Raw genomic sequence first — 21,889 nt, 5'->3', positions numbered from 1 at the left:
TGTAGAGCTCGGCGACACGCCGGGCGATGAGCGCCACGGTGAATCCGTCGACGGCGCTGTGGTGGTAGGCGTGCAGCCACAGGTACCGGTCGTCGGCGAGCCGGAAGAGTTCGAAGTCGAAGAGGTGGTCGTGCCTGATGTCCTTGGGGGTGGCGAGCAGGTCCCGCATCCGCAGTTCCGCCGCCGCGCGCGGGTCGGGTTCGGCGGAGACGTCCGTGACGGGCAGTGTCCAGTCGAGGGCCGGGGCGATGCGCTGGCGGGGGCCGTCCGGGGTGTCGACGAAACGCACCCGGAGACAGTCCGCCTCGGCCAGCACCCGGTGCAGCGCTGTCTCGAACAGCGGGACGTCGACCTGGCCGCGGATCTCCAGGTATTCGCCCGCGTTGTAGATGACGTTGGCCGGGTCGAGCTCCTGCGCGAACCAGATGCCGGACTGGGCAGCGGTCAGGGGCAGGAGAAGGTCCTGGACGTCGGACAACGGGAACCACCCTCGGTCGATTTCGGGGACACCGGCGCCCGGCAGCGGATCGGGGCCCGCTGCCGGCGGTCGTCACGGCGAAGCGCGCGGGAGGCGCGCGAGTGCTCATACTGACCCGCGGCGCGGCCATCTCCCGGACGGGTGCACGTTGTTGCAGACCGCAGAGCGCGCAGCGCCGTGCCGGGTGCACTGGGGGTGTTGTGGACCGAGTGTCGCCGTACGACGGAGGTAGTGGGATGTCCGAACTGACCGATGTGTGGTTCCGCCGTTTCAGGCGGGTGGCGCAGCCGCGGCTGCGGCTGGTGTGCCTGCCGCACGCGGGCGGGGCCGCCAGCATGTTCCGTACCTGGCCGCAGTGGCTGCCGGAGGATGTGGAGCTGCTGGGGGCCTGTTATCCGGGGCGGCAGGACCGGCTGGGCGACCCGTGCGTGACGGAGATGGGGGTGCTCGCCGACGCGCTGACCGGGGCGCTGCTGCCGCTGGCGGAGCGGCCGTTGGCGCTGTTCGGGCACAGCATGGGGGCGTCGGTGGCGTTCGAGGTCGCACACCGGCTGGAGCACCGGCACGGGGTCGTGCCGGGTGTGGTGTTCGTCTCGGGTCAGCAGCCGCCGGCCCGGTACCGGAACAGCCGGGCGCATCTGCGTGGGGACGAGGGGCTGCTCGCGGAGGTGGACCGGCTGGGCGGGGACGGGACGCGGTTCCTGGACAGCCCCGAGATGCGGGAGCTGCTGATGCCGGCGATCCGGGGCGACTTCGCCCTCATGGGGAACTACCGGCCCGAGCCCGGTCTGCGGATCGGCGCCCCGGTCGAGGCGTGGGTCGGTGACGCCGACTGCGATGTGACGGTCGAGGAGACCCGGGCGTGGGCGGAGGCGACGACGGGGCCGTTCGGTTTCCGGGTGTTCTCCGGCGACCACTTCTATCTCACGTCGGGCACCGAGGAGTTGGCGCGGCGGATCAACGAGCGGCTGGCGCTGACGGCGGCGGCCGTCACGCCGTAGGCGCCGCACAACGGCCGCGGCCCCGGAACCCGTTCGGGTTCCGGGGCCGCTTTGCTGTCCGCCGTACGCCGTACCGGTGTGGCGGCCGTGGTTCCGTCACACCGGTACGGCGCCGCGCGGACGGTCCGTCACGCCGCGGGGCCGTCCATCGCCGCGGCGAGGCTCTTGGGCCGCATGTCGGTCCAGTTCTCCTCGATGTACGCGAGTGCCGCGTCGTGGCTCGCGTCCTTGAGCACGACGGTCCATCCGGCCGGTACCTCGGCGAAGACCGGCCACAGCGAGTGCTGGCCCTCGTCGTTGACGAGCACCAGGTAGGTGGCGTCCTTGTCCTCGAACGGGTTGGTCGACATTGTCTGTTCTCTCCTCGGATCGTGTGCTTCGTAGGTTTCGTGCACTGCCCCACTGCCCCACTGCCCTGCGGGCTCTGCCCGGCCGGCCCCTTGCCGGCGGGCCGGGCAGCGGGCCGGTCAGCCGCAGCCCCCGGCGTGTCCCAGGTCCCCCGACGCGGTGGCCGACAGGGCGTCGGCGGGCACCGGAGCGTCGGTCTCCGGCCGGGCCGGAGCCTTGTCGCGTACGGCGTCGGCGAACCGGTCCAGCCGGTCCAGGCCCCAGAACTTCTCGCGCCCGGCGATGAGGAACGGCGGGCCGAACACCCCGTCCCGGTACGCCGACATGAGCGAGGCGGTGGACCGGGCACGCAGCCCCGGGTCGTCGGCCGCGGCGGCCGCCGCGGCCGGGTCGAGGCCGATCCGGCCGGCCACCTCGGCGATCACCTCGGGGTCGGAGATGTTCCTGCCGTCCTGGAAGCGGGCGCGGTAGACGAGATCGACGTACCGGTGCCCGACGCCCCGGTCCTCGGCCAGGTAGTACGCCAGGTGCGAGACCTCCCACACCGGGTCGCGGTCGACGGGCCAGGAGACGGTCAGGCCCCGGTCGGCCGCGAGCCTGCGCACATCGGTCAGCACGTAGAAGTGCTTCTCCCGCGACATCGGGGTGTAGAGGAACGCGCCGCCCTCCCCGGCCAGCAGTTCCTCGCTCTGCGGGTCCGGGTCCCAGTACGGGATCCACTCGACGGTGTCGGCGACATCGGCGTGCCGGTCCACCAGGTCCCGGTGTGCCAGCCAGGAGTACGGGCTGCGGAAATTGAAGTACCAGCGCGGGCCGCGCTTGGCCATGGCCGTCCCTCCGGATGGCTAGATGGTGATTCCGCCGTCGATCTGGAAGACGGAACCGGTGATGTACGCGGCGCGGTCGGAGGCGAGGTACGAGATGAGGTCGGCGACCTCGTCCGCCCGGCCCATCCGCCCCAGCGGGATCGACTTCAGTGCCTTGTCCTTGACCCCGCCCTGGAGCGTGGCGGTCATGTCCGTGTCGATGAAGCCGGGCGCCACCACATTGGCGCGGATGCCGTACGGTCCGGCCTCCTTGGCCAGTGCCTTCGTGAAGCCGATGATCCCGGCCTTGGACGCGGAGTAGTTGGTCTGCCGTGCGTTGCCGTACACCCCGGCGACCGACGAGACGTTGATGACACAGCCGGACTTGCGCTTCATCATCGCGAAGATGGCGGCCCGGCAGACGTGGTAGACGCCGTCCAGGTTGATGTCCAGGACGTTGTGCCACTGCTCGTCGGTCATCAGCAGCAGCGGGTTGTCGCTGGTGATGCCGGCCGAGGTGACGACCACGTCGATCGGGCCGAGTTCGTCCTCGGTGCGCTCCGCGAGGCCGCGTACCGCCTGGGCGTCGGTGACGTCGGCCCGGACGGCGAGTACCCGTACGCCCAGCTCGGACGCTTCCTTCTCCAGCGCCTGCGCCGCGTCGGCGTCGGACCGGTAGCAGAAGGCCACGTCGTGGCCGTCCTGTGCCAGGCGCAGCACCGCCGCTCTTCCGATGCCCCGTGAGCCGCCGCTGACGAGCGCGACGCGGGACAGCTTGTCTCCCACCCGTTTCTCCTTCTGTGAACTAGATTCCGGTGGCCGCGCGCAGCTGGTCGGCCGGGCGGAACGCCATCGTGGCCCTGGCGACGGTCATGACCGTCCCGCCGCCGACGAGGGCCTCGCCTTCGAAGATCATCGTGTCGCTCAGCACCCGCAGGACCCGGACCCGGTGCTCCACCACGTCACCGGGGTACACGGGCTGCTCGAAGCGGACATCGCTGACGCCGCCGAACAGCATCACCTGCCCGTTCAGCACATCGGGGTTGGGGCTGTCCCAGGTGGCCAGCACACCGGCCGCCTGGCACCACGACTCGGTGAGCAGCACCTCCGGGAACCGGTATCCGTCCGGCTCCGTCTCCTGCGGGAGCGCGGCGTAGCAGGGCTCGTTGCAGGTGACGGCCTTGTGGGCGACCAGCCGCTCGCCGGGCACCAGTTCGTCGACCCGGTCCACCAGCAGCATCGGGAAGCGGTGCGGGAGCAGCCGGCGCAGTTCGGCGGTTCCGATCACGGCCGGCCCCCTGACCGGAAGCGCAGCCGGATCGACGCGGCGTCGCCCCGGGCGGTGCGGGCGGTCGCCGTGACCCGCCAGTACCGCGCGTCCTGGTCGTCGGGCCCGTCGGGCTTCCAGACCAGGTCCATGGACAGCTCGTCGCCGGGCAGTACCGGCCCGCGGAAGCGGGCCGACTCCACCGCGGTCAGCGTGACCGGGCCGGGTGCGGTGGCCAGGGCGCTGCGGCGTACGCACTCGATGACGCAGACCCCGGGAAAGATGGGGAATCCGGGGTAGTGACCCGCGAAGATCTGCTCCGCGGGGTCGATGCGGCAGACGGTGGCCGCCGTCGGGTGGCCCCCGTCCACGGCCGCCCGAGGACGTACGACACGGATGCCGGCCGTGACCGGGGACGCCTCGGCCGGGGCCGTGGCCACGGCCGAGGCGGCGGGCCCGGCCACGGTTCGGGTGACGGTCACTGCGGGGTCCGCAGCTTCTGCTCGATCAGGCCGTGCGCCGCCCGCAGGCAGGTGACCTGCTTCAGCTCCTCCTCGCGCAGTTTGACCTGGTAGCGCTTCTCCAGCACCACGACGACCTCCAGGGCCATCAGGGAGTCGATCTCCAGGTCGTCGATGAAGTCGGTGTCGTCGCCGATGTCCGCGACCTCGACGTCCAGCACCTCTGCGATGAGCGCTCGGAGCTGTTCGAGGTCCAGTGTCTGCACAGCGGATGTCATGGGGGTCGTCCCTCTCTCGTTCTGAGTTGTCTGTACGTTCCGGACTGCGCCGCCCGTACGTTCCGGACGGCGGAGAAAGCCCTAGCGGAGCCGCAGCACCGCGCACCCCGCTTCGCCGTCCCGGTCCACCGCGGTGACGACCGCGGTCCGGCCGGCCGCCCCGGCGCGTTCGGCGACGGCCAGCACTCCGGCCATCTGGAACATGGCCGCCGCTCCCGCGGTGTCGCCGATCAGCCGCGACACCCGGTTCACCACCGCCGGGTCGAAAAGGGCGTCCAGCACGGACTGTTCGGCGTCGCCGAGCGCACCCCGGGCGCCGCTCGGGGCGACGGTCCATACGTCGGCCGGGTCGGTCCCGGACCGCTCCAGCGCACGGCGTACGCAGCTGTCGAGCACGGGGGCCGCGTTCTCGCCGCCGCCCGCGAACACGCCCACCTCGACGGCCTGCACGGTGGCCAGCGGGGTGCCCTGGGCCGATTCCTCGGGTTCGATCCGGAGCATCACGCAGCCCTCGCCGTGGACCGTGCCGGTCTCGTCCTCGCCGCGCGCGTGCCGGTCCAGCCAGGCACGGGCGTCGGCGTACTCCTCGACGGCGCCGCACAGCACGGTGCGGGCGCGGCGGGCGTTCAGCAGCCGCTGGGAGTACTTCAGGGCGTGCAGGCCGGAGACCCGCCCGCCGGCGATGGTGGCGTTGGGGCCCTTGAGCTGGTGCCGGATGGCGCACTGCCCGGCGGCACAGTTCATCACCGCGTTGGGGAAGCGCGCCGGGTCGACGAAGTAGGGCTTCTCCGAGACGAGGCCGCCGCGGGTGAAGTCCATCATGCTCTGCACGCTGCCCGATGTGGTGCCGAGCACCAGTGCCACTTCCTCGCCGGAGATGGTGGCGGGGTCGCCGGGCGACTCGTCGATCAGCCGGCCGACCGCCGAGACCGCGAGGCCGGTGGCCCGGTCCATGGCGCGGGTGCCCTTCTTGCCCAGCGCACCGGCCGGGGTGAAGCCGGGGACGAGGCAGACCTCGTCGTCGGGCGTCCGCCACTGCTCGCGGTCGACCGGGGCGACCGTGGACCGGCCGTCGTGGAATCCGCCCACGAACGCGTCGCGGCCCATGCCGAACGGCGAGACGGCCGACCACGCGGAGATCACAGTCTTGGTCATGAGGGGTCCATTCCTTGGCTGGGGCGACCGCGGAGGCAGGAGCCGGAGCGGTCGCGGTGCGGGCGGGTGTCGGCTGCGGTCACAGGAAGCTCACCGTCCGGTACTCCGGCCAGCGCCGGACCACCTCCGCGGCGGACACCGGACGGACGGCCGGGTCCAGCAGGTCGCCGGGGTCGAACCCGAGCGCCGTCAGGTCCTCCTTCTGCACGAGGACCCGCACCCCGGCGTCCAGCAGCACCCGCAGATCGCGGCGCGGGTCGGTGAGGGAGTCCAGCACCCGGCCGCCGAACCTCAGGGGGCCGACCTCGGCCGCCGCCAGCGCGCAGGTCACGGCGGGCCCGCGCAGCAGGATGTCCATGCCGCCCAGCTGGCGGTGGAGCTCCACCGCCATGTAGAGCACGTCGAAGAACTGCTTCTCCACCGCGCCTCGGTAGGCCCGTTCGACGATGCCGAGGACCCGGCCGTTGTCCGTGCCGGTGGTGGTGTTGTGTTCTGCCGTCATGGTCAGAGCACCCCCACGAACAGGGTCTTGTCCGCCGCCGCGACGTTCTCGGCGAAGGCGGACGGCGCCCGGAGCCGGACCTCGGGGACATGGGCGACGGCGCCGCGCTCGTCGCTGCAGAACCGGCAGCCGTACCAGTGCAGCCGGCCCGGGTTCGCCGCGAGCAGTCCGCGGATCACGGAGACGGTCGACGGGTAGTCGCCGGACCAGTCCGCGAGATTGCGCGGCTTGGACTCGCCGAGGCCCTCCTGGGTGAGCATCGTCGCGTAACCGCATGCCCACACCTGGACGGCGGCACCCTGCCGCAACAGCTCCTCAACGAGCCGCAGCACGCTGGTGAACAGGTCGGAGCCGTGCGGTGAGCCCATCAGGGTGACCAGTACGTCGGTACGCGGTATGCCCTTGCCCATGTCAGTGCCACACCACCTTCACCGCCGCGTCGAGCACGCTCCCGGCGATCTCGTCCATGTCCACCAGTCGGGACCCGGCCACCAACTGCTCCTGCTTCAGCCCGCGTTGGGCGGCCGAGTACCGGTCGACCAACAGGTCGCCGTCGGCCGCGAGGTAGCTGTCGAGCTCCGGCAGCACACCGGGCACGGCGCCCAGCACCCCTTCCTGGAGGAGGAACAGCTGGGTGCGGTGGCCGCCGTCGGCCAGGGCCGCGGCGTCGCGCACGAACGACGCGCACTCCCGGCCGGCCCACGGCCCCTGCGTCTCGATGAGGAGGTGCCGGTTCATGCGTCCGGTGCCGGTTCGCCGCGCAGGGCCCGCAGCACGTGCCCGTCGAAGTTCACCAGGTGCCAGTCCGTGCGGCTGTCGATGACCGCGTATCCGTGCGTGACATGTCCGGTGGCCGTCTGCACCAGCCGGCCGTCGCGCACGACGTATGTGTCGAAGCGGGACCGGTAGAGGAAGTCCTTGAAGACCTCCTCCACCGTGTAGACGACGTACAGGTCCTCCTCCATGAGGGCCTCGTCGAGGATCCGGATGCGGGAGTGCGAGCAGGCCGGGATCCACTTGCGGTCGTCGAGGAGCGTCTTGATCGACAGGCCCCGGTCGGCCAGGAAGAGGTCCACGACCTCTTCCATCTGCCGCAGGTAGCCGGACATCTGGAGCCGCTCGGTGAAGTGGCAGTACGGGTACGGGATCCGCCACTTCCAGCCGAACGCGTTCTCACCGGCGGTGAGTTGCTCCAGCACCGGGTCGGGGCCCGTGGTGCCGTGACCGGCCGAGAGCTCCGTCGTCGGGGCCTCGGCGGCCTCGGCGCCGGGCTCGGACGTGCCGAGGCGCGTCGCGGAGAACGGGGCCAGGGCGGCGGGCACCGGCTCGGGCGGGAACGTGGTGTCGACCCGCAGCACCACCTTCGCCTTCCCGGCCACCGCTTTCACCGAGGTGCCGTCGCGGTCGACGTTCAGCGTGACGCGGAAGGCCAGCTCGCCGGCGCCTTCCTTGGTGATCGGCAGCACGTCGGCGGTCACCAGGTCGTCCAGGTGCAGCGAGCTGAGGATCCGGACGTCCATCTCCACGAAGTCCAGGCCGAGGCCCAGCTCCTCGTACAGCCTGCGCGCGGACAGGCCCGCGGTCCTGAAGTGCTCCAGGACGGCTTCCTCGACCAGGTAGTTGTCGTGCTTGAAGCCGATCCAGGTACAGATGTTGGAGCCCTCGAACCGCGGGCGCAGCTGCACCCGGGTCGGGGTCTGCAACAGGGTCTTGACCTGGGTCTCGGTCACGTCGCTCATCGGCCCGGCTCTCCAAACGCTCGGTCGCCGGGCCGGTGCCGTCGGGCCCTGGCGGACAGTGTGCTGACGAAATCGCCGACCAGGGCGGAGAACTCCTCGGGCCTCTCGGCCATCAGGAAGTGCCCGCAGTCCGCGAGGATGTGCGTGTGTGCGTCGGGGAGCTCGGCGGCCAGGCTCAGGCCCTCGGCCGGATCCACCGCGAAGTCGTGCTCCCCGCAGACGATCACGGTGGGTACGTCGATCCGTTCGGCCCGCAGCCACGGGGTGCGCAGGTAGCTGTCCACGAACCGCATCCAGCCGTACGGACCGACCCGGTCGCACACCCGGCGGGCCATCGACAGCTGGATCTCCGGGTCCAGCCGGCCACCGGAGTGGACCCGGATGCCCTCCTCCATGATCCGTTCGAAGTCGTCCAGGTAGCGCGTCATGGCGCCCCAGGTGAACTCCTCGGGCGTGCGCCGGTAGAACGGCGCGACGAGTACCAGGCCGCGGATGCCGTAGCGGGCGAACGGGTCGCGTCCGGTGGCCAGTTCACGGTCGAGCAGGGACAGCAGCTGGATCGCGGAGAAGGAGTGCGCGACGACCACGCCCGCCCCGCCCGGCACTCCGGAGAGCGCCTCGGCCAGCCACGGGGAGGCGTCCGGCGCGTGGTGCCAGTCGTCCACCCCAGCACCGCGCCAGGGCAGGTCCGCCGACCACACCTCGTATCCCGGCGCGCGGTGTGCCAGGAAGCCGTCCCACACGGTCGCGCTGTTGCCGAGGCCGTGCAGCAGCAGCATCCGGCCGCGCACGGGCCCGTCCACCGGGTGCCGGTGGAGGATCACCGGCCGGCCGGGGCCGCCGACGGCGGTGGCCCCGGGCCCAGGTGGGTGCGCGGACAGGGTGGCCGTGGCCTCTCCCCCGCTCACCCCGCCTCCCCGGGACCGACCAGGACCAGCCCGGCGGCCGGTCCGGCGCCGCCGCCGGTCACGGCGTACACCGGGCTCGCACCGCCCGCGGCGAACCAGCCCGCCGACGCGGCGCACTGGAGCACGCCCAGCGCCCCCGACGCGCCACGCCACTGCCGCGCGAGCCCCAGGTCCCGTACGCCGTCGAGCACACCGGCACCGTCCGGTGCCTCGGGCCCGGTGGCGTCCGGCGCCTGCCAGGCCGCCGGGGTGCGCGCGTCGTGGCTGCCCAGTCCGGCCAGGCAGTCGGAGAGTGCGGCGCCCCGGGCGTGGCCGCCGATACCGGCCCGTGCCCGTGCTCCCCGGGCCGCCGCGGTCCGCCGGGTCTCCAGGAGCAGCGCGGCCGCGCCGTCGAAGGCGGTGTCGCGCCCGGTCAGTCTCCGGGCCGCGGCGGTGTCCGGTTCGGCCCCGAGGACGAGCACCTGGTCGGCGCGGCCCGAGGCGAGCAGGGCGAGCGCCCAGCGCACCGCGTCGGTGCCCGAGGTCTCACCGTTGCACAGCATGAGGTTGGGTCCGGTGAGGCCGAACCGGATCGCCACCGAGGAGGCCAGCACATTGCTGGAGGCGTTGGGCAGGTCCATCGGACTGGTGGCGGACGCGGTCTCGGCCGCGATCGTCTCGACGGTCCGGCAGATCGTGTCCAGGTTCCCGTAGTTGGAGCTGGCCACGACGGCGATCCGGTCGCCCCGCAGGGCCCGCCCCTCGTCGTCGAGCAGCCGCGCCTCCTCCAGCGCGTCGCGGGCCGCGCAGTAACTCAGCTGGGTGGCCCGGTCCTTGTAGCGCAGTCCCTTGCGGCCGAGCCGTTCCCTCGGCTCGACGGGGGCGCTCCCGGGTTGTCCGGGCCTCAGCAGATCGCCGGGGTTCTCGACACCTGCGACTGCGATGCCGATTCCGGTCACCAGCGTGCTCAACGGACCGCCTCCACGACCGCGACGGCGTTGATGCCGCCGAAGCCGAACGCATTGATCTGGGCCACCGACAGTTCGCCGACGGCTGCCTCACCGGTGACGAACCGGAATTCCGCGGCCTCCTCGACCGGCCGGGAGAGCCCGAGCGTGGGCGGCACCCGGCCCTCCTCCAGCGCGCGCATCGCCGTGATCAGGCCGATCAGCCCGGACGCGCCCGAGGTGTGGCCGGTCATCGACTTGATCGCGGTCATCAGCGGATTGCCGACGTGCGCGCCGAACACCTCGGCCACCGCGGTGGCCTCGGCCTCGTCGTTGAGCAGCGTTCCGGTGCCGTGCAGCATCACCAGGTCGATGTCCTTGGGCTTCATCCCGGCCACGTCGTGCGCCTGCCGGATCGCCGAGGCGATCCCGGCGTGGTCCGGCGCGGTGGCGTGGTGCGCGTCGCAGTTGAGCCCGACCGCACGCAGCCGCCCGTGCACCCTGCCCGGCCGCCGCACCCCGTCGCGGCGCAGCACGACGGCGGCGGCGCCGTCGCCCATGACCGCGCCGGTGCGGTCGCGGTCGAAGGGCCTGACCCGGTCCGGCGGGGTGGGATGGACTCGCTCCACGAGCCCGTACATGCTCTCGGTGAGCACATCCACCCCGGCGGCGATCACCGTGTCGGCCTCGCCCAGTTCGAGCAGGTCGGTGCCCATCGCCAGCGCGTACAGCGAGGCCGAGCAGGCGTTGGCGAAGGTGTACGTGTCCGTGGTGCCGAACCGTTCCCGCAGGGCGTGGCCGAAGTGCAGCCGGCCCGCGTCCATCGGCGTGCCGTCGCGCCACCACAGCTCGACGGAGCGCAGCTCGCGCAACCCCGTGCCGACGAGGACCGGCACCCCCGAGAGGTCCTCGCCGAGGCCCGCGTCCCGGGCGGCCTGCCCGACCGCTTCCAGCAGCCATTTGGTGGCCCGTCCCGGCACATCGGCGCCTGGCACCGGCCGGTCGTCGATCTCGTACGCGTACCGGGCGGCGTACCGCGAACGGTCGAAGCCGCGCAGCTCGGCGTGGGCGCTGCGGCCGTCGCAGAGGCCGTCGAAGAGTTCCCTGGGGTCGCGGCCCACTCCGGCGACCGCGCCCACTCCACTGACCAGCCAGCTCATCGGACCCGCTCCTGGTATTTCCCGAGGGCGACGACCGCGTTGTTCCCGCCGAACGCCAGGCCGTTGTTGAGCACGATGCGCAGGTCGGCCTCCACCGCCTCGTTGGGCACGCAGTCGACGTCGCACTCGGGGTCGGTGCGTACGTGGTTGATGGTCGGCGGGATGAAGCCGTGGACGATCGCGAGTGAGCAGGCGATCGCGGACAGGGCGCTGGCGGCGCCCATGGTGTGGCCGATCATCGACTTGATCGAGATGGTCCGGGGGGCCTCGCCGAAGACCTCGCGGATGGCCTGGGCCTCGGTGACGTCGTTGGCCTTCGTGCCGGTGCCGTGCGCCGAGATGAGGTCGACCTGTTCCGGTTTGACCCCGGCGTCGTCGAGGGCGAGCTTCATGGCCCTGCCGACGCTCGCCCCGTTGGGGGCCACCTGGTGGTAGGCGTCGCAGTTGAGTCCGTATCCGAGCACCTCGGCGTAGATCCGGGCGCCGCGGGCCCGCGCCGACTTCAGGCTTTCGAGCACCAGCACGCCCGCGCCCTCGCCGGTGAGGATGCCCTTGCGGTCGGCGTCGAAGGGCTGGCAGCGCTCGGGGGCGATGGTGCCCAGCCGGTAGAAGCCCGCGAACGTCTTGCGGCACAGGGCGTCGGCCCCACCGCACAGCGCGAAGTCCACCTCGCCGGCGCGCACCGCGTCGTAGCCGTATCCGATGGCGTAGTTGCCGGCCGCGCACGCGGTGGGAATGGTGACGGCCTCCACATCGGTGAGGCCGAGTTCATGGGCGATGGCCGTGGAGAGCCGGCCGGCCCTGACCCGCCGGGCGACCGCGGGGTCCATGTCCTCGGGTCCGGTCCGGATCTCGGTCTCCACCAGACTGTCGAGGTCGCGGGACTCCCCGTCGGTGGTGCCGATCGAGATGAGCCCGCGCTTGGTGCGCAGTTCCTCGGGGGCGAACCCGGCATCCTCGGTGGCCATCCTGGCGGCGGCCACCGAGAACCGGGCGGCCCGGCCGAGCTGTTCGAGCTCCTGATTACGGATCCACCGGCCGGGGTCGAAGTCACTGACCTCGCAGCCGTTGGCGTAGGCGAAGCCGGTGGTGTCGAAGCTCGTGATGGGCTTGGCACCGCTGCGCCCGGCCCGCAGTCCCTCGGCGAACGCGTCCGCCCCGATCCCGATGCTGGAGAACACCCCGAAACCGCTCAGGACCACTCTCTGCGCATCGTCCGGGTCGTCCGTGGAGAACGACGTCATGAAATCTCCCCAACCAGTCTCGATGGTCCGTGGTGTGTGGTTCGGATTACCAGCCGGCTATGTCGGAAACGATCTGGTAGACACTCTTGAGATTGACCATCCGGCCCAGGTCGGCCTGGTCGATCTCGATGTGGAATTCCTTCTCCAGCGACGCGAGGATCTCGATGGCACGCAGCGAGTCGGCGTCGTGGTCCTCCTTGAAGAGGCTGGTCTCCGTGACGTCCTCGGGCTCGATCTCAAGAATGTCGCAGACGATGTCCTTGATCTTCTCTTGACGCTCATTGGCGACCGTGGTCATCTTCGTTCTCCTTATTCGGGTGTGATGGTTTTCCGGAGTTCCGGCGACGCCAACCCTTGTGCACCGCAGGGCACTTGGGCAGCTCCGGTGCACCTTGCTGCAACGCCCCGGGGCGGACGGCTGCGCCCTCAGGCCGCGGCGCTGGACTGCACCTGGCCGTCGCCGGCCCGGCGCGGCCGGGATCGGCGCAGGTCCAGCTGGACGAAGGCGCGCTGGAGCCAGCGGTCCCGGCCGTCGTAGCGCGGGCTGAACGCGGTCCGGCCGTGCAGCGCGAGCCGGTTGTCGACGTACGCGAGGTCGCCGGGCTCCAGCACGACGGTCCGGCGCACCTCGACGAACACCTCGCCGAGCTCCGCCATCGCCCGCGCCGCGTCCGGATCCAGGGCTTCGGTGCTGGTGAAGTCGACCTTCACGTCGGGGTCCTGCGGGTCGCCGCTGAGGATTCCGTGCGGCTCGGGCAGCGACTGGAGGTCGCCGAACGAGGCCGGCGGCGCGGTGACGAACCGCGGCTCGTGGAGCAGCCTGCGGGTCTTCTCGGAGAGCAGCGGCAGTGCGTTGCGGATGGACGCGACCCGCAGACCGGCGATGTTGTCGTGGTCGTTGCGCAGGCACATCAGGCCGACGAGGTCGGGCCGCAGCGGGTGGAAGGCGTTCTCCACATGCATCGTCAGCTGGGTCGCGCCCGCGTTGCCCTGGAACTCCTCCATGCCGGGCACCGGCACCACGTCCTGCACCAGGGCCCCGGACTTCTCCTCCTGGAAGGCCATCAGCTCACCGAGCTGAAGCGAGATGAGGGCGAGCACGGAGGCGGGCAGCGTACTCGAACGCTGCACGGAGCCGGGGGTGCTGGGCGTGTCCGGCAGGGATTCGGGATCCACCGGAAGATTGCGCAGCAACAGCATGGCGTCGGCTCCGGGATCGCGTACGAACCGGCGCAGCGTCTGGCGCAGCCTGATCGGCAGAAGTGCCGAGAGGTCCCGGGCCGAATCGATCCAGAACCGGTCGTCCACCGCCCGCGGCTGGATTCCGCTGACATGGGAGGCGACTATTTCGAGCTCGGTCCTCTCTTCCTCGGTGAGCACGATGCCGGTCTTTCGGTCCAACACGTTTCCGACGTCGACGGACATGAAAACTCCTCGCCTCCGGGAGGTAGCTCGGGAAATGGGAGCCGCGCCGCGGTGAGCCGGTCCGGCGCCGCCATCAGAGTGGCAAAGCACCGGGTGCTCCGGAGATTCCGTTGCAGCAACTGGCAAGAATCGGGAGGGACATGGCGGGGCAGTGGGACGCGCGGCCGTCGGTGGGCGGTCAGAGCAGTCCCATCTGGGCGGCGCGGACGCCGGCCTGGAACCGGCTGCGCGCGTCGAGGCCGAGCATGGTGGACGCGACGTCGTTGCGTACGGTGCGCACGCTGACCCCGATCCGGCGGGCGATCGCGTCGTCGGTGAGTCCGTCGGCGAGCAGCCGCAGGATCTGTTCACGGCGTGGCCGGGTCGGCGGCGCGGGAACGGGGGACATCGCCTGGCGGACCTCCATGCTGCTGTCCCACAGGCGGTCGGCAAGCTTCTTCAGGGAGTCGAGCGCGGTGCCGCCGCGCAGCACGCGGGCGCCGCCGCTCTCGTCGAAGAGGACCCCCACCACGCCATCGATGACGACCGCGCGGGTGGGCACATGCGGCAGGGTGCAGGGCGCGGCCCCCTGCGCGCCGAGCCACCGCGCGTGCTCGACGGCGGCGGGCAGATGCAGGAACGACGCACCCCACACCTGCCGGAGCACGGCGTCGCGGCGCAGCACCGCCTGGGCCACATGGCGGGAGAACTCGAAGGAGCCGGGGCAGTGTTCGGGCACCAGCATGACCACCTCGCGGCGCACCGTGGTGGCCAGCCGCTCCACGAGCCCCGACGCCTCGTCCACACTGCCGGTCTCGACCGGCTCGGCGATCCGGTCCGCGGCCCGCTCGTGCAGCGCGATCAGCCGTTCCACCGCCACCGCCCCGGGCAGTCCGGAGCCCTGTGCGTCCTGGAACCGCCGGTTCGCGAGTGCCGGCAGCGCGAGGCACGGCTCCACGGCCCGCAGGGCCAGTTCGTCGTCGGCCGAGGCGGCGACGAGTCCTTCCTCCCGCAGTCCGTCGACGATGCGACCCAGCCACTCCTCGGTGACATCGAGCACGCCGCACAGTTCCGCCATGCGCCATCTGCGACGTCGCAGCAGCATCCGGTAGACGAACTCGGTCTGCCGGTCGAGTCCTATGGCCCGCTCTCGTTCCATTCCTGCCTGCCCCCGTGAAATCATGAAACCGCATAGGCGAAAGCCCGCACACGACCGGACCCTCCCCAAGGGTGTGCGAAATCGCTTGCACAAGACCTCGACAGCGAACGGAAGATGACGTCACCGCTGATTCGAGGCGCGCCGCTTTCTCGGTCGTTCAGAGAATGCGGGAGACGGAACCTCACCCGTTTCGGAACGATCCGCAGTGGGTAGGCCTCAACATAATTCGCCGACAATGGCGTGCCGGTTCGAATTCACGTTCCATGTCTATCCGGTGCCGCCGGGCCGGTGCAATGGCGGCTACAGGAAGCTGCCACGGACGGGGCGGTCAGCGCACCAGTCCCGCACCTAGCTGCACCGCGGCGTCGACGACCGCCGCACCGTGCTGCCGGCCGGGGCTCCGGGTCAGCCGGGACACCGGCCCCGAGACACACACCGCGGCCACCACCCGGTTGCCCGGACCCCTCACCGGAACGGCCACCGAGGCGGTCTCCCAGTCGTGCGTACCGACGGTCTGCGCCCAGCCCTGCCGGCGTACGCAGGTGAGCGTGGCCGCCGTGAAGCGGGCCCCGCGCAGGCTCAGGTAGAGGTTCTCCGGGGTCTCCCAGGCCACCAGCACCTGGGCCGCGGCCCCGGACTTCATCGGCAGGGCGGCCCCCAGCGGGACCTCCTCGCGCGGACCGCATCCCTCCACCGCGGCCACACAGACCCGCAGGTCACCGTGGCGCCGGTAGAGCCGGGCGTCGGCCCCGGTGCGGTCGCGCAGCGCGGTCAGGACCGGCCCCGCCGCGGCGACGAGCCGGTCCCGGCCCGCCTCCTCCGCCATGTCGCCGAGCCGCGGGCCCAGTACGAACCGGCCGCGCCGGTCGCGGGTGACCAGCCGCAGCCGCTCCAGGGCGGTCGCCAGACGGTGCACCGTCGGGCGCTTCAGACCGGTGCGGTCCACCAGCTCCGTCAGGGAGGCCGGCCCCACCTCCATCACCTCCAGCAGCAGCGAGGCCTTGTCCAGCACCCCGACACCGCTCACCAGACGCATCCGTTCGGGAGCTGAGGCGGTCATTCCCGAAACCCCTTTCTCCGGACATCGAAAGAGCTCTTCGCACGAGCTCATCGGAAGAGTTCGGCCGGAGGTCCGGGACCGTCGAAAGGCTCCGGACCCCCACGCCCCGGCGGCTTTCAAGGGGGGTTGGCCGCCGGTCAGTGAGGCTTCGACTTCGAGAGGAAAAGCGCTGCACCTGACAACCATGGAATCCTTCGGGGCGGTGGACGGCAATGCCTCCTTCAGGAAGCTGCCAGGCGTTCGGTGAATGACGACTCCATGTGCTTCCCGGGCCAGGGATATAGATAAGGCATAGATGTCTCCCGGATCCTGTGCCACGACCTTGCGGGGGAACCGGCCCGAGAAGGAGGGGACCATGAGCCATGAAGCGGCACCGGACCAGGTGATGGTGACGGAGGGGGAATATCCGGCCCGGCCGCGGCGGGAGGAGCCGGACTGGACCGATGCGCAGATGTACGCGCGGGCGGTGAACACCGCCTTCCTGGAGCCATGGCTCGCGGAACGCGCCAGCAGCCTGGGTGACCTCTCCCTCGCCGACGACCAGGGCATGCGCTGGGCCAGTCTGCTGGCCGCGTTCATCGACGGCATGCACAGCACCGCACTCCCCGAGGGCGACGTCCGGGGCGCGTTCCAGCAGTAGCGCCGTCCGCCCCGGTGCACCGTTCACGACAGCGCACCGGGGCGGCGCGAGGCTCACCGGGCGAGCAGCCGTACCAGCGGCGAGCACCGGTACGCGTACGACGCCGTGCCCACCCCGTGCGCGGTGTCGACCTCCAGCAGCCACACCTCCGCCAGCGCGTCCAGCGCCGCCTGCGTCCGCTCCTCGGACCATCGCAGCAGTTCCGCCGCCTCGGCCGCGGTGAAGGGGCCGGATTTCGCGCGGGCCAGCGCGCGCAGCACCGGGCGCAGCGTCGGTTCGAGCTGGAGGACGCTCGTACGGAGCGCGGTGCGCAGGTCGAGGCTTCCCTCGGACCACTCGTCCAGCCGGCCCTGCCCCAGGTCCAGCCGGTCCACCAGCCGGGCCACCGGCCACTGCGGTCGCGCCGCCAGCCGCGCCGCGCAGATCCGCAGGGCCAGCGGCAGGCCGTCGCACAGTTCCACCAGCCGACGGGTCGCCTCGGGTTCGGCTTCGGGCCGGGCGTGCCCGACGACCGACACGATCAGCTGCCGGGCCGCCTCGTCGTCGAGCCGGCCGACCGGCACCGCCCGGATGCCCTCCAGCGAGGCCAGCGGGCAGCGGCTGGTGATCAGCATGCGGCAGCCCTCGCCGCTGGCCAGCAGGGGGCGCACCTGACGGTCGTCCGCCGCGTTGTCGAGCACGACCAGGACCCGGCGCCGCGACAGCACACTGCGGTACAGCTGGGCCCGCTCGTCCAGCGTCTCGGGCAGCCGGCCCCGGACCGGGATCAGCGCGCGCAGAAAGGAACCGAGCACATCCAGCGGGTTCTTGGGGCGGCCGTCCTCCCGGCGCAGGTCGATGTAGAGCTGGCCCTGCCGGAAGTCGTCCCGGCACGCGTGCCCGGCCCGTACGGCCAGTGCGGTCTTGCCGGACCCGGCCGCGCCGACCAGCGCGACGCCTCGGGTGGCGCCGCCGGAGCCACGCAACCCCCCGAGCACTTCGGCCAGTTCGCTCTCCCGCCCGACGAAGTCGGTGGTGTCCGTGGGCAGCATGGCCGGCACCAGACCGGTCCAGGGGCTCGGTGCCGCACCGTCACCGGCCGTCAGCCGCTCGGCGGCGACGGGAGCGGCCAGCTCCTCCAGCAGCACCGCCCGGTGGAGCTCACGCAGCGCCGGCCCGGGGGCCACCCCCAGCTCCTGCTGGAGAACCCGGCGGCCCTGCTCGTACACCCGCAGCGCGTCCATCTGCCGGTCGCAGCGGTACAGGGCGGTCATCAGGTGCCCGCGCAGCGATTCCCTGGCGGGGTGCTCCGCCACCAGCCGGGTCAGCTCGGGCAGGGCACGGCTGTGCCGCCCCAGTGCGAGGTCGGCCTCGATGCGGTTCTCGACCACGGTCAGCCGGGACTCCTCCAGGGCGGGGAGCTCCGCACGGGCCAGGAACTCGGTCACATCCGACAGGGCGGGCCCGTTCCACAGGTCCAGTGCCGTCTCCAGGCAGCCGGCGGCCTCCGCGTACCGGCCGTTCAGCAGGTCGTCCCGCCCTTGTTCGGCGAGTTGCTGGAAGACCTCCCAGTCGAACCACGCGGCGCCCAGCAGCAGGTGATAGCCCCGGTGCTTGCGCACCAGCCGCAGCTCGGGTCCGCAGATCCGGCGCAGCCGTGAGATGTACGTGTAGAGCTGGGCCGTTCCGGTCGCGGGCGGCGCGGAGTCCCACAGGAGTTCGCTGAGCCACGCGTCGGAGACGAACCGGCCGGGCGAGATGAGAAGGGCGGCCAGGACGGTGCGCTGTTTCGCGGCGGTCAGCGGGATCCGCACCCCCGCGGCCCACATCTCGGTGGGGCCCAGGATCCTGAACTCCAGGTCGGATCCGGGGTTTTGTCCGTGCGTCATTCAGCAGACCGCCGCCCGCGCGCGGGAGGCAGCGGTCACGTGTCCGACGCCTCGCCGAGGCGCAGCGCCGCGTCGATGACCGCGCTGCCGAACTCCCGGGCCGGCTCCTCGGTCAGCAGCCCGACCGGTCCGGACAGGCAGAGTGCGGCGACGACCCGCCCGCCCGGACCCCGTACCGGAGCGGCCAGGGCGGCCGAGCCGCTGCTCCGCTCCCCGGTGCTCTGCGCCCAGCCCCGGCGGCGTACGCCCGCGAGCACGGTGGCGGTGAACCGGGCGCCCACCAGCCCCCGGCACAGCACGTCCGGCTCCTCCCAGGCGAGGAGCACCTGGGCCACCGGACCGGAACGCATCGGGAAGGCCGTGCCCACCGGCACCGTCTCCGCCACGTTCGGCGAGGTCTCCGCACCGGCCACGCACAGCAGGCGGTCCTCGCACCGGCGGTAGAGCCGGGCGCTGGCCCCGGTCCGGTCGCGCAGCCCGGTCAGTACGGTTCCGGCCAGGGCCAGCATGCGGTCGCCGTGCTCCACGACCGCCATCTCGCTCAGCCGGGGTCCCAGGAGGAAGCGGCCCCTCGCGTCACGGGTGACCAGCCGGAGCCGTTGCAGCGCCAGTGCCAGCCGGTGCGCGGTGGGACGGGTCAGTCCGGTGACGCGCACGATCCGCGACACCGAGGCCGGTCCGTCCTCCAGGACGCTCAGCAGCAGCGACGCCTTGTCGAGAACGGCGACCCCGCTGTCGTGGCCGAGACCGAAGGACGGCGCGGACCGGGTGGACGGGGCGGATGACGAAGCGGAGACGGGCATGGTCATCGCACACCGGCCGGAGCGCCGCCGAGAGCGCGGATCAGTGCGTCGCGCTCTTCGACGAGATAGAAGTGGCCGCCTCGGAACACCTGTTGTGTGTAGCCCAGGGGCGCGACATCGGCCCAGGCCGTCATGTCGGTCTCGGTGAGCGAGGGGTCCTGGTCGCCGACGTACCCGTGGACCGGGCAGCCGACCGGGACGGCGGTGCGCGGTCCGTAGGTGCCCACGATCGTGAAGTCGGCGCGGATCGCGGGCAGCACGAGCGCGCGCAGCGCCGGATCGTCCAGCGGGACCCCGTCCGTACCGCCGAGCCGCCGGACCTCCGCGATCAGCGCGTCGTCGTCCTCCCGGTGCAGCGCGCGCGGGGTGAGCCGGTGCGGGGCCTTGCGGCTCGACACATGAAGCCCGTCGAGGCGCACCGAGTGCCGTGCTTCGAGGCGGAGCGCCACCTCGTACGCCACTGAGGCGCCCATGCTGTGGCCGAAGAGCGTCAGCGGCAGGTCCAGGAAGGGCAGCAGGGCCTCGGTGACCGCGTCGGCGAGCTCGTCCATCCGGAGCACGAACGGCTCGTCGATCCGGACATGGCGCCCGGGGTACCGGGCCACGAGCACCTCGGTGTCCTCGCCGAACTCCCGTCCCCAGCGGTGGAAGTACGCGGCGGAGCCGCCCGCGTGCGGCAGGATCAGCACCCGCCTGCGCGCACCCCCCGCTCCGTATCTGCGGAACCATCCGCTGTCGATGCCGGCCTTCATCCTCTTCGCACCTCGCGTCGGCGGTACATCAAACGGTCCGCGGCCTCAGGCGGATCCGAGTCAACAAGCCTGTTCTAACGTCGGGTCACACCCCCGACAACGGGAACTACAGGAAGCTGCCAGCGCCGCACCCCGCCCTGTGGGGCGTGCGGGGCGGGTGCTACGTGCCGGGCGGGTCCATGGACCCCAGCAGTCCCAGCTCCGCCGCCCGCACCCCGGCCTGGAAGCGGGAACTGGCACCGAGCAGCGTCATGATCTCGGCGACGTACCGTCGGTAGGTGCGCACGGAGACCGTGAGTTCACGGGCCGCCACCTCATCGGTCACCCCGGCCCGCAGCGCTCCCAGGATCTGCCGCGCGAGTTCGGCACGCGAGTGATCCCCGAAGGCGATGTGCCCGTCGGCGGGTACGGCATTGCGCCACACCCCCTCGTAGAGGGTGTTGAGCGTACGGATCACATCGGGTACGCGGATGAGCGAGGCCCGGCGTCCGGTGGGCGACTCGGCCGAGACCAGCGCGACCGTGGCGTCGACGATGAGTCCTTGCAGGGGCGGGACCCGCGCCACCCGCACCTCGGCGGGCTGTTCCCGCTCGCGCTGGGCCCGGACGAACTCCTCGTCGATCATGGCGGGGGTGCACAGCAGCCGGATCCGGATCGCGTCCGGCACCGCGCGGATCAGTTCGTGCAGGGCGCGCTTGGACTCGGCGCCGCAGCTCGGCCCCGCGGCGAGCACGACATCGATGCCAGTACGCGCCTGGCGCACCAGCTTGCGCGCCTCCGCGATCACCGCTTCCTTGTTGTCGTCCACGACGGTGATCAGCTGGTCCCACGAGACGCGGTCCCGGTGCTGCTCGACCGTCGTCTCGATCATGGCCCGCACTTCCAGCAGGGCCCGTTCGATGGCATCGGCGTGCGGTTCGTTCGCGGCCCCGGCCGGTCGCACCTCGCCGGCCCGGGGCCGGGGTATGTCGGGTTCCCTGCCCGTCTCCGTCCGCTCCCGCGTCCGCCCTCTCGCTCCGCCTCTGGCCGACTCCGGCCCCGTCTCTGATGTCCTGCTCATCCCCGTTGCCCCCCGATGAATTCAGCAATCCGGAGTCACTGCGCGGTGCGACGCTTCAGCACCGTTCCAGCAACCCCAGTTCCACAGCGCGTACACCCGCCTGGAAGCGGGAGTTCGCGCCGAGTTCACGCATGATCTCCGCGACGTGCCGTCGGTACGTGCGCAGAGACACATCGATCTCGCGTGCGGCGACATCGTCGGTGTGCCCCTCGCGCAGCTTCTCCAGGATCCGGCGCGCGAGAACGGTGCGCAGGCTCCGGTCCAGCCGGAGCTCGTCGGCGAGGGGGCGGGCGCTCGTCCATGTCCCGGCGAAGAGCAGATCGAGTGCGCCGACGGCCGCCGGATCGGTGATGATCGCGGCGTGCCCGGCACTTCCCTCGGCGCCCGACTGCACCAGGGCGGTCCGGCCGTCGACGATTAACGCCTCGCGCAGCTCGCCCTTCGTCACCCGTACTTCGAAGTTCGTCCCGCCGAACGCGTCGCAGAACTCGGAGGAGATGCGCAGTGCGCCGCCCGCGGCCAGCAGCCGCACGGCAAGCCTCGCCCGACTGCCCCGGTCCCCCGCCGACTTGCCCCGGACGGAGTCCGCGAGCGCGGAACACACGGCGGCCGAGTGTGTCCGGTCCCCCGTCACCGCCACATGGGCCGAGTAGCGCGCCCCTGTCATCAACTGCCTGACCGCCTCGGCGATCGACCTGTCGTCGGCCCGCACCACCAGCGAGGCCCCGCCGGGTCTCTGCCGGTGCAAGGACACCGAGGACTCGATCAGCGCGCGTGCCTGCAGGAGCGCTCGCTCCACATAATCCGTGCGGTCCAGATCTCCCGGAGCATCCGCCACCGAACTCATTTCGGCCACCCGTCCCCCAATTG

27 protein-coding genes are annotated in these 21,889 nt (G+C 71.8%); 2 read left to right on the top strand and 25 right to left on the bottom strand.

Features of this window, described 5'->3' with window-relative positions; genetic code table 11:
- Positions 1-478, bottom strand: a 478-nt coding sequence (locus tag ABZY11_RS11945) for a condensation domain-containing protein (RefSeq protein WP_356479005.1), incomplete at its 3' end; no start/stop codon positions are given.
- A 236-nt stretch (positions 479-714) separates the two neighbouring features.
- Here ABZY11_RS11945 and ABZY11_RS11940 point away from each other — a divergent pair.
- Positions 715-1,479, top strand: coding sequence for a thioesterase domain-containing protein (locus ABZY11_RS11940; RefSeq protein ID WP_356479004.1), 765 nt, complete (start codon positions 715-717; stop codon positions 1,477-1,479).
- A 128-nt stretch (positions 1,480-1,607) separates the two neighbouring features.
- Here the strand turns inward: ABZY11_RS11940 and ABZY11_RS11935 are convergent, their stop codons facing one another.
- From ABZY11_RS11935 to ABZY11_RS11845, 19 genes are all read right to left on the bottom strand, one after another.
- Entirely contained in the window at positions 1,608-1,829 is a 222-nt protein-coding gene (locus ABZY11_RS11935; RefSeq protein ID WP_356479003.1) for an MbtH family protein, read from the bottom strand.
- A 117-nt stretch (positions 1,830-1,946) separates the two neighbouring features.
- Positions 1,947-2,654, bottom strand: coding sequence for a DsbA family protein (locus ABZY11_RS11930; protein ID WP_356479002.1), 708 nt, complete (start codon positions 2,652-2,654; stop codon positions 1,947-1,949).
- A gap of 18 nt (positions 2,655-2,672) precedes the next feature.
- Positions 2,673-3,419, bottom strand: coding sequence for a 3-oxoacyl-[acyl-carrier-protein] reductase (gene fabG, locus ABZY11_RS11925; protein WP_356479001.1), 747 nt, complete (start codon positions 3,417-3,419; stop codon positions 2,673-2,675).
- A gap of 19 nt (positions 3,420-3,438) precedes the next feature.
- The gene (locus ABZY11_RS11920) at positions 3,439-3,921 is read right to left on the bottom strand and encodes a beta-hydroxyacyl-ACP dehydratase (RefSeq protein ID WP_356479000.1); all 483 of its coding nucleotides are present in this window, start codon (positions 3,919-3,921) and stop codon (positions 3,439-3,441) included.
- Entirely contained in the window at positions 3,918-4,382 is a 465-nt protein-coding gene (locus ABZY11_RS11915; protein ID WP_356478999.1) for a hypothetical protein, read from the bottom strand. The genes ABZY11_RS11920 and ABZY11_RS11915 overlap by 4 nt, the downstream gene beginning before the upstream one ends.
- On the bottom strand, positions 4,379-4,639 hold the full coding sequence (locus tag ABZY11_RS11910) for an acyl carrier protein (protein WP_356478998.1): 261 nt from the start codon (positions 4,637-4,639) through the stop codon (positions 4,379-4,381). Before ABZY11_RS11910 ends, ABZY11_RS11915 begins: the two co-directional genes overlap by 4 nt.
- Before the next feature lie 81 nt (positions 4,640-4,720).
- Complete coding sequence (locus tag ABZY11_RS11905) at positions 4,721-5,794, bottom strand: beta-ketoacyl synthase N-terminal-like domain-containing protein (protein ID WP_356478997.1); 1,074 nt, start codon at positions 5,792-5,794, stop codon at positions 4,721-4,723.
- A 79-nt stretch (positions 5,795-5,873) separates the two neighbouring features.
- The gene (locus ABZY11_RS11900) at positions 5,874-6,296 is read right to left on the bottom strand and encodes a hypothetical protein (protein WP_356478996.1); all 423 of its coding nucleotides are present in this window, start codon (positions 6,294-6,296) and stop codon (positions 5,874-5,876) included.
- Between the two features lie 2 nt (positions 6,297-6,298).
- Positions 6,299-6,706 (bottom strand): hypothetical protein, encoded by a 408-nt coding sequence (locus tag ABZY11_RS11895; RefSeq protein ID WP_356478995.1) that lies wholly within the window; start codon positions 6,704-6,706, stop codon positions 6,299-6,301.
- A gap of 1 nt (position 6,707) precedes the next feature.
- Complete coding sequence (locus ABZY11_RS11890; RefSeq protein WP_356478994.1) at positions 6,708-7,034, bottom strand: hypothetical protein; 327 nt, start codon at positions 7,032-7,034, stop codon at positions 6,708-6,710.
- Complete coding sequence (locus ABZY11_RS11885; protein WP_356478993.1) at positions 7,031-8,035, bottom strand: hypothetical protein; 1,005 nt, start codon at positions 8,033-8,035, stop codon at positions 7,031-7,033. The genes ABZY11_RS11890 and ABZY11_RS11885 overlap by 4 nt, the downstream gene beginning before the upstream one ends.
- Entirely contained in the window at positions 8,032-8,943 is a 912-nt protein-coding gene (locus tag ABZY11_RS11880) for an alpha/beta hydrolase (protein ID WP_356478992.1), read from the bottom strand. Before ABZY11_RS11880 ends, ABZY11_RS11885 begins: the two co-directional genes overlap by 4 nt.
- Entirely contained in the window at positions 8,940-9,893 is a 954-nt protein-coding gene (locus ABZY11_RS11875) for a beta-ketoacyl synthase N-terminal-like domain-containing protein (RefSeq protein ID WP_356478991.1), read from the bottom strand. Before ABZY11_RS11875 ends, ABZY11_RS11880 begins: the two co-directional genes overlap by 4 nt.
- Complete coding sequence (locus ABZY11_RS11870) at positions 9,890-11,029, bottom strand: beta-ketoacyl synthase N-terminal-like domain-containing protein (protein ID WP_356478990.1); 1,140 nt, start codon at positions 11,027-11,029, stop codon at positions 9,890-9,892. The genes ABZY11_RS11875 and ABZY11_RS11870 overlap by 4 nt, the downstream gene beginning before the upstream one ends.
- A complete protein-coding gene (locus ABZY11_RS11865; RefSeq protein WP_356478989.1) occupies positions 11,026-12,273 on the bottom strand; it encodes a beta-ketoacyl-[acyl-carrier-protein] synthase family protein in 1,248 nt (415 codons plus the stop codon). Before ABZY11_RS11865 ends, ABZY11_RS11870 begins: the two co-directional genes overlap by 4 nt.
- Before the next feature lie 46 nt (positions 12,274-12,319).
- Entirely contained in the window at positions 12,320-12,571 is a 252-nt protein-coding gene (locus ABZY11_RS11860) for an acyl carrier protein (RefSeq protein ID WP_356478988.1), read from the bottom strand.
- 128 nt (positions 12,572-12,699) lie between these two features.
- Positions 12,700-13,698 (bottom strand): TauD/TfdA family dioxygenase, encoded by a 999-nt coding sequence (locus ABZY11_RS11855; RefSeq protein ID WP_356478987.1) that lies wholly within the window; start codon positions 13,696-13,698, stop codon positions 12,700-12,702.
- 178 nt (positions 13,699-13,876) lie between these two features.
- Complete coding sequence (locus tag ABZY11_RS11850) at positions 13,877-14,836, bottom strand: helix-turn-helix domain-containing protein (protein WP_356478986.1); 960 nt, start codon at positions 14,834-14,836, stop codon at positions 13,877-13,879.
- Between the two features lie 328 nt (positions 14,837-15,164).
- Complete coding sequence (locus ABZY11_RS11845; protein ID WP_356479010.1) at positions 15,165-15,872, bottom strand: IclR family transcriptional regulator C-terminal domain-containing protein; 708 nt, start codon at positions 15,870-15,872, stop codon at positions 15,165-15,167.
- 379 nt (positions 15,873-16,251) lie between these two features.
- Between ABZY11_RS11845 and ABZY11_RS11840 the strand changes: the two genes are divergently transcribed.
- The gene (locus ABZY11_RS11840) at positions 16,252-16,536 is read left to right on the top strand and encodes a hypothetical protein (protein ID WP_356478985.1); all 285 of its coding nucleotides are present in this window, start codon (positions 16,252-16,254) and stop codon (positions 16,534-16,536) included.
- A 53-nt stretch (positions 16,537-16,589) separates the two neighbouring features.
- Here ABZY11_RS11840 and ABZY11_RS11835 read toward each other — a convergent pair whose 3' ends face one another.
- The 5 genes from ABZY11_RS11835 to ABZY11_RS11815 all read right to left on the bottom strand — a co-directional run bounded on the left by ABZY11_RS11835 (position 16,590) and on the right by ABZY11_RS11815 (position 21,866).
- Positions 16,590-18,404, bottom strand: a complete 1,815-nt coding sequence (locus ABZY11_RS11835) for a BTAD domain-containing putative transcriptional regulator (protein WP_356478984.1) — start codon at positions 18,402-18,404, stop codon at positions 16,590-16,592.
- 35 nt (positions 18,405-18,439) lie between these two features.
- Positions 18,440-19,207 carry an IclR family transcriptional regulator C-terminal domain-containing protein gene (locus tag ABZY11_RS11830; protein WP_356479009.1) on the bottom strand — a complete coding sequence of 256 codons (768 nt, stop codon included), beginning with the start codon at positions 19,205-19,207 and terminating at the stop codon, positions 18,440-18,442.
- Positions 19,208-19,209: 2 nt separating this feature from the next.
- The gene (locus ABZY11_RS11825; protein ID WP_356478983.1) at positions 19,210-19,959 is read right to left on the bottom strand and encodes an alpha/beta fold hydrolase; all 750 of its coding nucleotides are present in this window, start codon (positions 19,957-19,959) and stop codon (positions 19,210-19,212) included.
- A gap of 160 nt (positions 19,960-20,119) precedes the next feature.
- Entirely contained in the window at positions 20,120-21,019 is a 900-nt protein-coding gene (locus ABZY11_RS11820) for a LuxR family transcriptional regulator (protein ID WP_356478982.1), read from the bottom strand.
- Positions 21,020-21,074: 55 nt separating this feature from the next.
- Positions 21,075-21,866, bottom strand: coding sequence for a hypothetical protein (locus ABZY11_RS11815; protein ID WP_356478981.1), 792 nt, complete (start codon positions 21,864-21,866; stop codon positions 21,075-21,077).
- Positions 21,867-21,889 lie beyond the last annotated feature (23 nt).

This window comes from Streptomyces sp. NPDC006510 (assembly GCF_040611955.1).
In the GTDB taxonomy this organism is placed as follows: domain Bacteria; phylum Actinomycetota; class Actinomycetes; order Streptomycetales; family Streptomycetaceae; genus Streptomyces.
Note: the sequence above shows the minus strand (reverse complement) of the source record. Positions and strands in the feature narration are given on the sequence as shown.